The sequence below is a fragment of the Streptomyces sp. NPDC052042 genome (genome assembly GCF_044548345.1).
GTDB lineage: Bacteria > Actinomycetota > Actinomycetes > Streptomycetales > Streptomycetaceae > Streptomyces.
The window spans coordinates 416518-429902 of sequence record NZ_JBIUBU010000002.1; the positions used below are offsets into that span (position 1 = coordinate 416518).

The following is a 13385-nucleotide window of genomic DNA, read 5'->3' on the forward strand; positions in this document are numbered from 1 at the left end:
GCCGACCGTCGGTGTGACCGGACTGCTGTCCCCTGCCGACCGGTCACGCACGCCGGGTCGTGGTCCCACGGCGCACCTGCAGTACGCCTCACGTCCCGGCGGAGCCACGCGTGGTTTCCTTCGGAAGCCGCCCCTGGCTGGCACGGACACCGGGACCAACGAAGCGCTTGTGGGCCGGGTCACGCGCCGTACGGGTGAGAGCGGGCCCGAACTGGGATACGCCCGCACACCCTCCGGGCCGGGGATCCGGATGATCCGGCCGCGCGGCGTCAGACCCGGCCGCGGCACAGCTCCAGCAGAGTCATGGCGAGCGAGGTGCCCGGCTTGCCGAGCGCGTTCCGGTACTGGGTGAGGATCTCCATCTCGCGGGAGAGGTTGACGCGGCGACCGCCGGACGTGATCCGCGCCTCCTGGATGACGGTCGAGACGGCCATCCGCTCCTGGACGAGCCCGATGATCCGGTCGTCCAGGGAGTCGATCCTGGAGCGCGCCTCGGCGATCAGCGAGGCGGCCTCCTCGGTGCGCGCGCCGGTCTGCTCGGCGGCGCTTCGGGCGTCCGCGGTATTCCGCGTGTCCGCGGTGCTCCGCGGGTCCGTGGCGGCGGGGGCGGTGGTGACGGGGGCGGTGCTGGTCATCGTGAGGACTCCTGCTGGGGTGCGGTCCCCGGAGCCGACCGGTCCGGAAACGCCGAGGCGCCCCGGGCCTTTCGGCCCGGGGCGCCTGGAACGTTGCTTGTCAGTGGATCAAGCAGCACGACCATGGCAGCCGGCGGGCCGGATGCCATAGGTAAAGACGAAGGTCGTGTGCTGACGCATGGGGCCCAGTATGGACCGCCCGCGCGGTCTGTCCAATCGCGACCGGATGCTGAGACTCCGTTCCGTTCCGGTCCGCCGATGTTCCGGTCCGCCCTCCGGCGCTGCCCCGCCCCCTGCGTACGTGGGGGTGCGGGGGTGCGGGCACCCCGGCTCCCACGGGGCCGTCGGCCCCGCTCCCACGGGGCGGGGACCCGGTCCCCACGGGTGGCGCCCCGAGCCACCGACGGCCTCGCCCCCACGGGCCGACGGCCGACTCCGGGCCCCCGGTAGAATCGGGAGAACCGACCCCCTCTTTCACCGCCGGAAGGCCGCCCCGTGCCAGCAGCACCTCCCGCCCCCGACAGCGCCACCGACGTGGTCCTCGTTGTCGACTTCGGGGCACAGTACGCCCAGCTCATCGCCCGACGCGTCCGTGAGGCCCGGGTCTACAGCGAGATCGTCCCGTCCACGATGCCGGTGGCCGAGATGCTGGCCAAGAACCCCCGGGCGATCATCCTGTCCGGCGGCCCCTCGTCGGTGTACGCCAAGGGCGCGCCCACGCTCGACCGTGCGCTGTTCGAGGCCGGGGTGCCGGTCTTCGGCATGTGCTATGGCTTCCAGCTGATGGCGACCACGCTCGGCGGCACCGTCGACGACAACGGCGCCCGCGAGTACGGCCGCACCCCGCTCACCGTCGCCAAGGCCGGCTCCACGCTCTTCGAGGGCACGCCCGTCGAGCAGTCGGTCTGGATGTCGCACGGCGACGCCTGCTCCGCCGCTCCCGAGGGCTTCACCGTCACCGCGTCCACGGACGTCGTCCCGGTCGCCGCCTTCGAGAACGACGAGAAGAAGCTCTACGGCGTCCAGTACCACCCCGAGGTCATGCACTCCACGCACGGCCAGCAGGTCCTGGAGCACTTCCTCTACCGCGGCGCCGGCATCGAGCCGACCTGGACCACGGCCAACGTGGTCGAGGAGCAGGTCGCGCTGATCCGCGAGCAGGTCGGCAGCAAGCGCGCCATCTGCGGCCTGTCCGGCGGAGTGGACTCCGCGGTCGCCGCCGCCCTCGTGCAGAAGGCCATCGGCTCCCAGCTGACCTGTGTGTACGTCGACCACGGTCTGATGCGCAAGGGGGAGACCGAGCAGGTCGAGAAGGACTTCGTGGCCGCCACCGGCGTCCAGCTGAAGGTCGTCGACGCCTCGGAGCGGTTCCTGAACGCGCTGGCCGGGGTCACCGACCCCGAGCAGAAGCGGAAGGTCATCGGCCGCGAGTTCATCCGCGTCTTCGAGCAGGCGCAGGCCGAGATCCTCGCCGAGGGCGCCGCCGACGGCGAGGAGGTCGCGTTCCTCGTCCAGGGCACGCTCTACCCGGACGTCGTCGAGTCCGGCGGCGGCAGCGGCACCGCGAACATCAAGTCCCACCACAACGTCGGCGGCCTCCCCGACGACATCGAGTTCCAGCTCGTCGAGCCGCTGCGCCAGCTGTTCAAGGACGAGGTCCGGATGGTCGGCCAGGAGCTCGGCCTGCCCGAGGAGATCGTCCAGCGCCAGCCGTTCCCCGGCCCCGGGCTCGGCATCCGGATCGTCGGCGAGGTCACCCGGGAACGGCTCGACCTGCTCCGTGAGGCCGACGCCATCGCCCGCGAGGAGCTGACCGCGGCCGGCCTGGACCGCGAGATCTGGCAGTGCCCGGTGGTCCTGCTCGCCGACGTCCGCTCCGTGGGCGTCCAGGGGGACGGCCGCACCTACGGTCACCCGATCGTGCTGCGACCGGTCTCCTCCGAGGACGCCATGACCGCCGACTGGTCGCGCCTCCCGTACGAGACCCTCGCCAGGATCTCGACCCGGATCACCAACGAGGTGGCCGACGTCAACCGGGTCGTGCTCGATGTGACGAGCAAGCCGCCGGGCACCATCGAGTGGGAGTGATCCCCGCGCGCACACCGCGCCCGGGAGCCCCCTCAGCAGGTCGACGCCGATGCCGTCGCTCATTCGTTTGGGCGGCGGCATCGCCGTTGGTGCGGGGTGCGCCGGCTGGGGGCGAGCCCCCGCCCCATGGGCGCGGTCATGAGGGCCGCGGCCGGTGGACCCGTTCCGGGCCCCGGCCGGCTTCCTCGGCACCCCTGGCCACTTGTCGCGACCGGCGGTAGCTTCCGACCCCCAACGCCCTGGGAGCCCGAGGAGGCGCCATGCCGGAGCCCGCGCCCGCGCACAAGCCGAAGCCCGCGCCCGAACCCGTACCCGTACCCGTGGACCAGCTCCCCTTCGCGATGCCACCCGTTCACGCGTCGGTGGAGGAGGAACGCGCCCACCGCAGGGAGCGGCTGGCCGGGGCGCTCCGGATGTTCGGGGAGCACGGCTATGAGGACGGCGTCTCGGGCCACTTCACCGCGCGCGACCCCGGGTACGCCGACTGCTTCTGGGCCACCCCCTTCGGGATCCCCTTCGACGGGATCACCGCGGACGATTTGGTCCTGGTCAACGGGGACGGACAGGTCGTCGAGGGACGGCACCACGTCAACCAGGCGGCGTTCACCGTCCACGCGCAGGTGCACCGGGCCCGTCCCGACGTCGTCGCCGTCGCGCACGCCCACTCCGTGCACGGGCGGGCGCTGTCCGCGCTCGGCGAACTCGTCGAACCCCTCACCCAGGAGGCGTGTGCCTTCTACGAGGACCACGCCCTGTACGACGGATACACCGGGGTCGTGGTCGACGAGGAGGAGGGGCGCCGGATCGCGGCCGCGCTCGGCGGACGCAAGGCGGTCGTGCTGCGCAACCACGGGCTGCTGACCGTCGGCGGCTCGGTGGACGCCGCCGCGTGGTGGTTCATCTCCCTGGAACGCTGCTGCCAGGTGCAGTTGGCCGCGCACGCCGCGGGGAAGCCGGTGCTGATCGGGCACCGGGACGCCGTCGCCACCCGTGAACGCCTGGGGGGCGATCTGATGGCCTGGATCAACTACCAGTCACTGTGGCGCCGGATCGACCGCACGTCCTGAGAGGGCATCGGCCCCGCGCGCCCGACGGAAGATCAGCCGCACGCCCACGAAGGGGAATCGACGCCGCCCGACGGGGCCGGCGCGCGTCGGCCCGGTCTCCCGAAGGGCTGATGAGTCGCACATTCCGGCGAGCGGATCGATCGCACATTCTTCCGATGTGTACCGGTGTGTCCCCCCGATGCGGCCCCAGCCCTCTTCGTACGGCACAATTCGCAGCAATCACAGTCGAGTTGACTGACCAGGACCGGACCGGGGCGGGAAAGGGCGGCGTTCTCCGTGGCGTTGGACGAGGCGAGGGCGAGCGGCACGCACAGCGGCGGCTGCACGTGCGGCGGTTGTCCGCACGGGGCGCGCGAGGGCCATCGGCGTGCGGTGGCCGCCTTTCTGGCCAAACGGGATGGATTCGCTGCGGGGCAGGGGCTGCCGCCGGGGGTGGCCCAGTCCCTCTCCGCGACCCGCCAGTGGGTGTCGGACGAGCTGACCCAGTCGGCCAAGGACGTCGCCGAACGGAGCCGGGAGGCGGGAGACGCCTGGCTGTACCGGGTGCGGCGGCGCACTCTGCTCACGGTGTGGGCGGGCGTGGTCGTCCTGGTCGTCGCCGAGACCGCCACCGCCATCGGCGCGGGCTGGACCAACGCCCGTACGGCCGGTCTGATCGCCGGGCTCGTCACCGCGGCCCTGCTGACCGGAGCCGCCCACGTCCACCGGGCCCGCGGCGGCATCCTCGCTCCGGTGATCGGGGAGGACAACCGGCTCTCCACCTCCCGGGCGGTCGCCGCTTCCTGGGTGCTGCTCGCCGTCTTCTCGGTGCTCGTGCTGGCGCTCCAGCTCGCCGGTGCTTCCGACCACGCCGAGCGCGATGCGCTGATCGAGGGGCTGGACCTGGCCCGGGGCGCCGGGGTGGTGACCGTGCTGGCGCTGGTGTGCGCCGTCGCCGTGGTCGTGCGCCGGGTGGTGACCGTAAGGACCCTGTCCGGGCGGCTGCAGAAGCTGCGGGCCGGCCGGCCGCGCGCCGCCGATCTGCTCACCGACGATTCGGGGCGGGGCAGCTTCACGGATGTGCAGTACGTGCTGGTGAGCACCGTCGCCGTGCTGTTCGCCGCGGTCCGGCTGGCCCGCAGGCCCGAGCAGCTGCCCGATCTGCCATGGGGGCTCGCGCTGCTGGTCGCCGTCTCGGCGGCCGCGTACTTCGCCGGGAAGTACACGGAGGGTGGGCGCCCGGTGGTCCTCTCGGTGGTCCGGTCCCGCGAGGCCGGAGACCTGGACGCGGCGATCCGCACCGGCGACGACATCGAGATCCGCGGCGCCGGATTCGTGCCGCCCGGCGCCGGGACCCCGGAGCGGCTGGCGGACATGGTCGTACGGATCGGCCGGGTCCATGTGCATGTGCCGCTCGTCCCGGTCACCGGCGGCTTCGCCAACCCCACGGACGACGTGCTCACCGTGCCGGTGCCGGTGGATGTGGAGCCGGGCCGGGTGGAGGTGCAGGTCGTGACCGCCGCCGGGGTGGAGACGAATCGGGTGGAGATCGAGGTGACGGACTGACCGCCGGTCACCCGGCCGACCGGCCCCGCGCAGCCGGGTCCTTCCGCTGACGGGCGTTCATGCCGATGGACGTCCACGCCGACGGTTCTTCCGACCGGACGGCCCATCGGGCGAGCGCGGCGCCGTTCCTTCTACGTATCGTCTGATGACGGGATCACGGAAGGATGGGGCATTGACATGCAAGATTTGCGGGGATTGCAGGAATTGCCGGGTCTGCGTGGCTACGGCTTGAAAATGAGCGGCCCGGTCGGGGCCCGAGGACTCAAGGAACTCGCACGGGAGCATGCCCTGCTGCCGCTGCGGATCTTTCTCGGCGTCACGTTCGTCTACGCCGGGATCGACAAACTGACGATCGGCGGCTTCTTCAGCGCCAGCGGCCCGGACTCCATCGGCGAGACGATGCGCGGGGTGCGCGACTCCTCCGCGATCCCGGCCCTCATCGACCTGGCGCTGAAGAGCCCCGGCGCCTTCGGGTACGCCATCGCGTTCGGCGAGATCGCCGTCGGGATCGGCACCCTCATCGGGCTGTGGGCACGGCTCGCCGCACTCGGCGGGGCGCTGATCTCGCTGAGCCTGTGGCTGACCGTGAGCTGGGGGGTCGAGCCGTACTACTTCGGCAACGACCTGGCCTACCTCGTGGCCTGGCTGCCGCTGCTGCTCGCCGGGGCGGCGTCCTTCTCCGTGGACGCCCTGCGCGCGTCACGGCGGCGACGGATCACGTAGTTCACCCAGGTCACGGTGATGGCCAGCCAGAGGCCGCCGAAGAACAGCGGGAAGAAGAAGACCCAGGGGACGTCCCAGACACCCGCCGCGTCCGCCGCATAACCCGCCGCCAGGGCGAGCATGACCAGGCCGGCCACCGCCCGGCCCGGACGGATCTCATGAAGCAGCACGGATTGACCTCCATCTGACGGAACCCACGATGCGGCAGGAGTGACCTCCACCCTGCCTTCCGACCGGTCCCGGGCGCGGCACGGACGACGTCCGCCCCGGCCCCCGGCCGGTCCCGGGGCGCGGCGCGGATGCGCTCGGCCCGACGGTACCCACGGGCGCGGCGCGGCGGACACGCTCCGCCCCGCGGATCTCAGGACCCGGCACGAGTGACCTCCACCTGCCCGATGCCGACTTCGAGAGTGAGCTCGACCGTACCGGCCGGCTTGCTGCCCGGGACCGGCGGCAGCGTCCGGTGCTCGGTGCGCGAGGGCCTGACGTCCACGTCACCGGGCCGCTCGGAGAGCGCGCCCCCCGCCTGGTCGACCGGCAGCGTGATGTCGCCGAACCCGGCTCGCGCGTCCACCTTCACCGTCACTGCCTTCGGCACGACGACGATGACGCGGCCCGCCCCGACCTTCACGCTCGTCCCGACGGTGTCGTCCCGGGGCACGGTGATCCCGGTGAGGTCCAGTCGCGCCTCGCCGGCGCCCAGCGCGTACTCCGGCTGGACCGCCGCCGCCGTCGCGGGCCGCCAGCCCTCGCGCACCCACTGCGTGGTGATGTCCTTCGGCAGCACGGACGCGCCCGCCAGCAGAACCGCCGTGATCATCGCCAGCATGACCGTGCCGAACCCGGTCCGGCCGAGGAACGAGCTGACCAGCATCCCGAGCCCGAACACCGCGAGCGCCCCGGCCAGACCGAACTGCAGACTCGTGCCGAGCGGATACGACTCCCAGGTCAGGCCCGTGCCCAGTCCGCCCGCGATCAGCGCCAGCAGGAACACCAGACCCCCGATGGAGACCGGTCCCGTCGTGCCGGACTCCCGTCCGGCCGTGCAGCCGGGCGCCCGCGGCGCCGCCCCCCGGGAGTACGAGGTCCGCCCACCGGGCGGCGCGTCCGACGGGCCCCACAGATACCCGTGTGTCACCGGGCCCGTCGTGCCGTCCTTGACGATCGGGTCCCGCCACCACGACGGACTGCCCGGTGACGGCGGCGCCTTCACCTCGGGCGGCGCGTCCGCCACCGCCTGTGCGGTCGCCGAGTGCGACGGATCCCCGGGGGCCGCCCGGCGGTTCTGGGTCCAGACGGCGAAGCCGATGACCGCCAGCGACAGCATCGCGGAGAACGCCAGCGTGCCGCCGTTCCCCAGCATGGAGAGGAACAGCCCGCACCCGATCAGCGCGAGCAGCACCGCGACCAGCGACGCCCCATCGACGCGGCCGGAGAGCAGCTTGCGCGCCTCGTTCTCGTCCTCGCCCTCCGGCGGGAGCAGCAGCCAGGCGAAGCCGTAGAAGATCAGCCCGATGCCGCCGGTGACGGACAGCACCCCGAGCACGATCCGGAAGATCACCGGGTCGACGTCGCAGTACCGCCCGAGCCCGCCGCAGACACCGGCCACGACCTTCTGGCGCGGGCTGCGCCGCAGCTGCGGTCGCGGTTCGGGGGGTGGCGCGACACCGGGAGGGGCGTCCTGGGGAACGGTCATGGCTCCATGGTGACGGTCCGACCGCCCGTCCGGGACCCGCCCCCACCCTGGCCCTTCCCTGATATCGGCCCGACGGATCCCCTGGGGGCCCGCCGGGGGAGAGCCCGCCGTTCCCCGGTGGTCTCGGCGGCCTCGGCGGGGAGAGACCACGGGGCCGGGACCTCTCAGGGTGGAGTCCGGGACGGACCCTGATGCCGCGGCCCCCACGGGCATGTGACCATCGGGGGCATGCAAGCCGCCACGCCCCGGACCATGAGCTCCGGCAGGACCGAGCCGGAGGAACCGTCGTCGCGCAAGCTGTACCGCAGCGACGACGGACGGCTGCTCGGCGGCGTCGCACGCGGCCTCGCCGGGCACCTCGGACTGCCCGTCGCCTGGGTGCGGTTCGTCTTCGTCGGACTGTTCTTCGCCGACGGGCTCGGTGCGCTGCTCTACGCCGTGTTCTGGATCGTCGTCCCGCTCGGCGTCGGCGGCGTGGAGGCCCCGCGCCCCCTCTTCGAGACCGCACCGGACGGCACACGCCGGCTGCGCAAACCCGACAAGGGACAGGTCTTCGCCCTCATTGCGCTGCTCATCGGCGCGATGGTCTTCGTCCGGGACGTCGACATGGGCAGCGGGGCCGACCGCTACATCTGGCCCGCGCTGCTGATCGGCGCCGGCTCCGTCCTGGTGTGGCGGCAGGCCGACAACGCCCGCCGCGCCCGCTGGATGGAGGTCGGCAACCGCCGCCGCGTCCTGCACCTGGCCCGGGGACTGGCCGGGGTCGCCCTGGTCGGCCTGGGACTGGCCGCCTTCATGGTGGTACGCGGCTCGGCCGCCCAGCTCGGCAACGTCCTGACCGCCGCCATCGCCGTCCTCACCGGCATAGCGCTGCTGGCCGGCCCGTACCTCGTGCGCATGACCCAGGACCTCTCCGAGGAACGCACCATGCGCATCAGGGCCCAGGAACGCGCCGAGGTCGCCGCCCACGTCCACGACTCGGTGCTGCACACCCTCACCCTGATCCAGCGCAACGCGGAGGACGCGGGCGAGGTCCGCCGACTGGCCCGGGCCCAGGAACGCGAACTGCGCAACTGGCTCTACCGGCCCGAGGGCACCGGCAAGGACGAGGCCGACGAGCCCGAGACCGTCGCCGAGGCGGTCAAACGCGCCGCCGCCGAGGTCGAGGACAAGCACGGCGTCCCCCTGGAGGTCGTCGTGGTCGGCGACTGCCCGCTGGACGAGAAGCTGGCCGCGCAGATGCAGGCCGCGCGCGAGGCCATGGTCAACGCCGCCAAGTACGGTGGCGAGGGCGGCGCCGTACAGGTCTACGCGGAGGTCGAGGGCCGTACGGTCTTCGTGTCGGTACGCGACCGGGGGCCGGGGTTCGACCTGGACTCCGTACCGGGGGACAGAATGGGCGTACGAGAGTCGATCATCGGCCGGATGCAGCGCAACGGCGGCACGGCGCGACTGCGTTCGGTGCCCGGCGGGGGCACGGAGGTCGAGCTGGAGATGGAGAGGGCGAACGATGACGGAGACCACTGAGACGACCGGGAGCCCGGGACCGGGGCCGGAACGCCGGGTGAGGGTCGTGCTCGTCGACGACCACCGCATGTTCCGCACCGGGGTCCAGGCCGAGATCGGCCGCACCGAGGAGACGGGCGTCGAGGTGGTCGGCGAGGCCGCCGACGTCGACCAGGCGGTCACCGTCATCACGGCGACCCGCCCCGAGGTCGTCCTCCTCGACGTGCATCTGCCGGGCGGCGGCGGGGTCGAGGTGCTGCGCCGCTGCGCCCCGCTGATGAGCGCCGCCGAGAACCCGGTGCGCTTCCTGGCACTGTCCGTCTCGGACGCCGCCGAGGACGTCATCGGGGTCATCCGCGGCGGCGCTCGCGGCTACGTCACCAAGACGATCACCGGCACCGACCTGATCGACTCGGTCTTCCGCGTCCAGGAGGGCGACGCGGTGTTCTCGCCCCGGCTGGCCGGCTTCGTCCTCGACGCCTTCGCCTCCACGGACGCACCGCCGGTCGACGAGGACATGGACCGGCTGACGCAGCGCGAGCGCGAGGTGCTGCGGCTGATCGCCCGCGGCTACGCGTACAAGGAGATCGCCAAGCAGCTCTTCATCTCGGTGAAGACGGTCGAGTCGCACGTCTCGGCGGTGCTGCGCAAGCTCCAGCTCTCGAACCGTCACGAACTGACCCGCTGGGCGACGGCCCGACGGCTGGTCTGAACCGCACCCCGGGCCGTCCGTCCGGGCCGGAGCACCGGCGCGGACGGCTGCGGAAGCCGAGCGGCGCTCCGGGACGGCCTCATGCCACCCGGGTCGCCCCGGCGAACGGCATCTGGTCGATGGGGGCGATCCGGACCGGGGCACCCGGGCGCGGGGCGTGGATCATGCGGCCGTCGCCGATGTACAGCCCGACGTGGCTGATGCCCGAGTAGAAGAACACCAGATCCCCCGGGGCCAGTTCCGAGCGCGACACCCGCTGCCCGGCGTTGATCTGGGTGTGCGTGGTGCGGGGCAGCGAGACACCGGCGGACCGCCAGGCGGCCTGGGTGAGCCCGGAGCAGTCGAACGAGGACGGGCCGGTCGCCCCCCACACGTACGGTTTGCCGAGCGCCCCGTGCGCGAACGCCACGGCCGCGGCGGCACGGGCGTTCGGGGCCGCGACGGGCCCACGCGCCCCGCCGCGGTCGGCGCGGGGCCCGGAACCGGCGCCGTCCGCGTAGGAGGCGCGCTCGGCCGGGGACAGTGTGGCGAGAAGCCGCCGGGCCTCGGCCAGTTTGGCGCGGATCGTCGCCCTGTGCTCCTTCAGCTCGGTGCGGCGTGCCTCCAGCGCCGCCAGCTTCTTCCCGGCCTCCGCGCGCAGCTGGGCGATCCGGGCGACCTGCCACTGCACCGCGTCGACCTCGCGGGCCCGGCGGTCGCCGAGCCGGTCCAGGTAGGAGGCGCGCTCCAGATACTGGTCCGGGTCGGAGGAGAGGGCCAGCTGAACGGACGGGTTCAGCGCCCCGCTGCGGTACTGGGCGGCGGCGAGCGAGCCCAGGGTGTCGCGCGCGGCGTTGAGGCGGTCGGTGCGCCGGGCGGCCTCGTCGCGCAGCTCGTCGACGGCCGCGGCGGCGGCGGTCGCCCGCTCCTTCGCGCCGTTGTACCGCTCGGTGGCGACCTCGGCGTCGCGGTAGAGCCGGTCCACCTCGGCCTCGACCCGGGCGGGGCTCCGCCGGGGGTCGGCGTGCGCGGAGCCCGGCAGGGCGGCGGCGGTCGCGGCCCCGGCGAAGGCGAGGGCGGCCGCGGTGCGGGCAGCGGTTCCGGTGTAGGGGCGCTGCTTGGGTTTCCGATGCGCTGCCACGGGGTCGTGCGTCCTTCCTGACGACTGCCCGCCGGGGACTACCGGCGGGCCCGCCCGAGACCCGGCGGCGGGGCACCGGAAGGGGAGCGGGCCGCCGCCGCGGTTCTCGGCGGGGCGACCGGCGCTCCGTCCGGATGCGGAGCGGGGGTGTGGCCGGTCGCCTGGTCAGGGACGCTATGCCCAGGGCACGGGAAAGAGTCGTAATGACGCTCATTGTCTGAATTTGACGCGACACTGTCGTCAATCGACCAGAGGAAGTGCGCCAGAGTCGGGCAATTGGTGCAGACACGAGTGAGGATCCTGGAACGTGCACCTGCCCGCCGAGTGGTGATATGGGCAAGGCTAGGCTGCGCCCATGGACGTACTCATTCATCTCCTGGTCGCCCTGCACATCGTCGGTATCGCCTCGCTGCTGGGCGGTTTCCTGACTCAGATGAAGGCCATGGGCGCGGGCACGGCCCGATTCGTTCCGGCGATGCTGCACGGTGCGCTCACGATGCTGATCACCGGCGTCGCGCTCGTCGGCCTCCACCAGGCCCAGGGCCACGAGGTGAACAACATCAAGGTCGGCGTGAAGCTGCTGGTCCTGGTCGTCATCCTCGCGCTCGTCTACATCAAGCGTGACGAGGAGAAGGTCGACAAGGGCGCCTTCGGGGCGGTGGGCGGGCTGACCCTCGCCAACATCCTCATAGCCACGCTCTGGGTCTGAGCCCCCGCCTCCGCCGCGCGGGCCGTTCGCCCCTGCCGGGCGAGCCCGCCTCCGGCGCGCAGGCCCCGCCGCCGCGCCGTGCGAGCCCCTGCCGGGTAGTCCCGCAGGGGCTCGCCGCCGTTTTCGGGGCCGTCGGCTACGCCGGGCGTACGCTGCCGTAGATCGGCATGTAGTAGATCGACTCCTCGCGCACGTTCGCCCCCGGCTTGGGCGCGTGGATCATCATCCCGTCGCCCTTGTAGATGCCGACGTGGCTGATGTCGTCGTAGAAGAACACGAGGTCGCCCGGGAGCAGGTTCTCGGTGGCGACACGGGTGCCCACGCCGACCTGGTCCCAGGTGGTGCGGGGGAGGTTCACGCCCGCGGCCTTCCACGCCGCCTGGGTGAGCCCGGAGCAGTCGTACGAGGACGGGCCGGTCGCGCCCCAGACGTAGGGCTTGCCGATCTGGGCCGCGGCGAAGGCGAGCGCCTTCTGCGCCTTGGCCGTGGTGCCCGTGCCCGTTCCAGTCCCCGTGCCCGTGCCCGTGCCGGTCCCCGTGCCCGTGCCGGTTCCTGTGCCGGTTCCTGTGCCCGTTCCGGTTCCTGTGCCTGCGTCGGTGTCCGTTCCGCGGGAGGACTCCTTCTCCGCGGCCCGGCGTTCCGCCTCGGCGGCCTGCCGCTCAGCGAGCTCCCTCGCCTTGCGCCGGGCCTCGGCCTCCTTCTTCCGTTCCAGCTCCGCGAGCCGCGCCTTCTCCTCCGCGGTCAGCTTCGACAGCAGAACGCGCGCCTCGCCCAGCCGCTTCTGGACGTTCCGCTTGCTCTCCCGCAGCGTGTCCTGCGTCTCGGTCAGCTTCTCCAGGCTCTGTACCGCCTCGGCACGCTTCTTCGCCGTCCTGGTCTGCTGCTTGCGGAACTCCGCTATCGCCTGCTGCTGCCGGCTGGTCATCCGCTCCAGCAGCTGGCTCTGGTCGAAGTACGCCTGCGGGTCGTCGGCCAGGAAGAAAGTCGCGCTCGGCGCGATGGTGCCGGAGCGGTACTGGGCGGCGGCGTAGGTACCGAGCGTGGTGCGGGCCTCGTTGAGCTTGTCGGCGCGCCTGGCCACCTCGTCCAGCAGGTCGTCGACCTTCGCGCGCTGGGTCGCGGAGGCCTCCTTCGCCCGGTTGTACTGCTGGGTCGCGGTGCCCGCCTGCCGGTAGAGGTCGTCGACCTGCTTCTGGACCTCCTCGATGCCCGGCCGTGGGGCGGGCGCGGCCGTGGCGCTCTGTGTGGAGAACAGGGTCACGGACGCCAGAGCCGCCGTCGTGAGCCCGACGGCCGGTCCGGTGGTGCGCACCCGGGTGCGCGGTTTGCGATGCGACGCCAAGGCCGGCATCTCCTTCCGTGGGCCGCCTGCCGGGTTAGCTGTCGGGTTCGGGCGGAAACGGAAGGCTGCCCTACGGTCCGCGTGGGGTAAGGACCGATTCACCCCGGTATGCATATGGGTCCCCGGCTCCGAACTCCCATGGCGGCAGTCCGGATTCGGCGAGGGCGCCCGCTTGGCGTGGTTCGCCTCAGGGGGTACGGTCGCCCGGTCCGAGCACGCTAGCCAACCCGTGGTGCCGCTGT

Annotated in this window: 12 protein-coding genes and 1 riboswitch; of the genes, 7 read left to right on the forward strand and 5 right to left on the reverse strand. The window is 72.6% G+C overall.

The genetic code is table 11. From position 1 onward, the window contains the following. Window positions 1–269: 269 nt before the first annotated feature. The gene (locus tag ACIHCL_RS07140) at window positions 270–635 is read right to left on the reverse strand and encodes a chorismate mutase (protein WP_399857852.1); all 366 of its coding nucleotides are present in this window, start codon (window positions 633–635) and stop codon (window positions 270–272) included. 495 nt (window positions 636–1130) lie between these two features. On the opposite strand from ACIHCL_RS07140, the gene guaA reads away from it, so the two are divergent. The 4 genes from guaA (at window position 1131) to ACIHCL_RS07160 (ending at window position 6058) form a co-directional block, all read left to right on the forward strand. Further along, window positions 1131–2723 (forward strand): glutamine-hydrolyzing GMP synthase, encoded by a 1593-nt coding sequence (gene guaA, locus ACIHCL_RS07145; RefSeq protein ID WP_399857854.1) that lies wholly within the window; start codon window positions 1131–1133, stop codon window positions 2721–2723. A 260-nt stretch (window positions 2724–2983) separates the two neighbouring features. Next, on the forward strand, window positions 2984–3790 hold the full coding sequence (locus tag ACIHCL_RS07150; protein WP_399857857.1) for a class II aldolase/adducin family protein: 807 nt from the start codon (window positions 2984–2986) through the stop codon (window positions 3788–3790). A gap of 276 nt (window positions 3791–4066) precedes the next feature. After that, complete coding sequence (locus tag ACIHCL_RS07155; protein WP_399857858.1) at window positions 4067–5335, forward strand: hypothetical protein; 1269 nt, start codon at window positions 4067–4069, stop codon at window positions 5333–5335. Window positions 5336–5548: 213 nt separating this feature from the next. Continuing rightward, entirely contained in the window at window positions 5549–6058 is a 510-nt protein-coding gene (locus ACIHCL_RS07160; RefSeq protein ID WP_399858056.1) for a DoxX family protein, read from the forward strand. Here the strand turns inward: ACIHCL_RS07160 and ACIHCL_RS07165 are convergent. After that, on the reverse strand, window positions 5965–6228 hold the full coding sequence (locus ACIHCL_RS07165; protein ID WP_399857861.1) for a hypothetical protein: 264 nt from the start codon (window positions 6226–6228) through the stop codon (window positions 5965–5967). The genes ACIHCL_RS07160 and ACIHCL_RS07165 overlap by 94 nt on opposite strands. A 191-nt stretch (window positions 6229–6419) precedes the next feature. After that, on the reverse strand, window positions 6420–7754 hold the full coding sequence (locus ACIHCL_RS07170) for a PspC domain-containing protein (RefSeq protein WP_399857863.1): 1335 nt from the start codon (window positions 7752–7754) through the stop codon (window positions 6420–6422). 228 nt (window positions 7755–7982) lie between these two features. Here ACIHCL_RS07170 and ACIHCL_RS07175 point away from each other — a divergent pair, with 228 nt between their 5' ends. Continuing rightward, window positions 7983–9281, forward strand: a complete 1299-nt coding sequence (locus ACIHCL_RS07175; protein ID WP_399857865.1) for a PspC domain-containing protein — start codon at window positions 7983–7985, stop codon at window positions 9279–9281. Next, a complete protein-coding gene (locus ACIHCL_RS07180; RefSeq protein WP_399857868.1) occupies window positions 9265–9972 on the forward strand; it encodes a LuxR C-terminal-related transcriptional regulator in 708 nt (235 codons plus the stop codon). The genes ACIHCL_RS07175 and ACIHCL_RS07180 overlap by 17 nt, the downstream gene beginning before the upstream one ends. Before the next feature lie 79 nt (window positions 9973–10051). Here ACIHCL_RS07180 and ACIHCL_RS07185 read toward each other — a convergent pair whose 3' ends face one another. Then, complete coding sequence (locus ACIHCL_RS07185; protein ID WP_399857871.1) at window positions 10052–11092, reverse strand: NlpC/P60 family protein; 1041 nt, start codon at window positions 11090–11092, stop codon at window positions 10052–10054. Window positions 11093–11447: 355 nt separating this feature from the next. On the opposite strand from ACIHCL_RS07185, the gene ACIHCL_RS07190 reads away from it, so the two are divergent. Continuing rightward, entirely contained in the window at window positions 11448–11801 is a 354-nt protein-coding gene (locus tag ACIHCL_RS07190; protein ID WP_399857873.1) for a hypothetical protein, read from the forward strand. Window positions 11802–11937: 136 nt separating this feature from the next. Here ACIHCL_RS07190 and ACIHCL_RS07195 read toward each other — a convergent pair whose 3' ends face one another. Beyond that, window positions 11938–13152, reverse strand: a complete 1215-nt coding sequence (locus ACIHCL_RS07195) for an NlpC/P60 family protein (RefSeq protein ID WP_399857876.1) — start codon at window positions 13150–13152, stop codon at window positions 11938–11940. Next, a riboswitch (cyclic di-AMP (ydaO/yuaA leader) is annotated at window positions 13151–13314 on the reverse strand. (Overlaps the previous gene by 2 nt.) Between the last annotated feature and the right edge of the window lie 71 nt (window positions 13315–13385).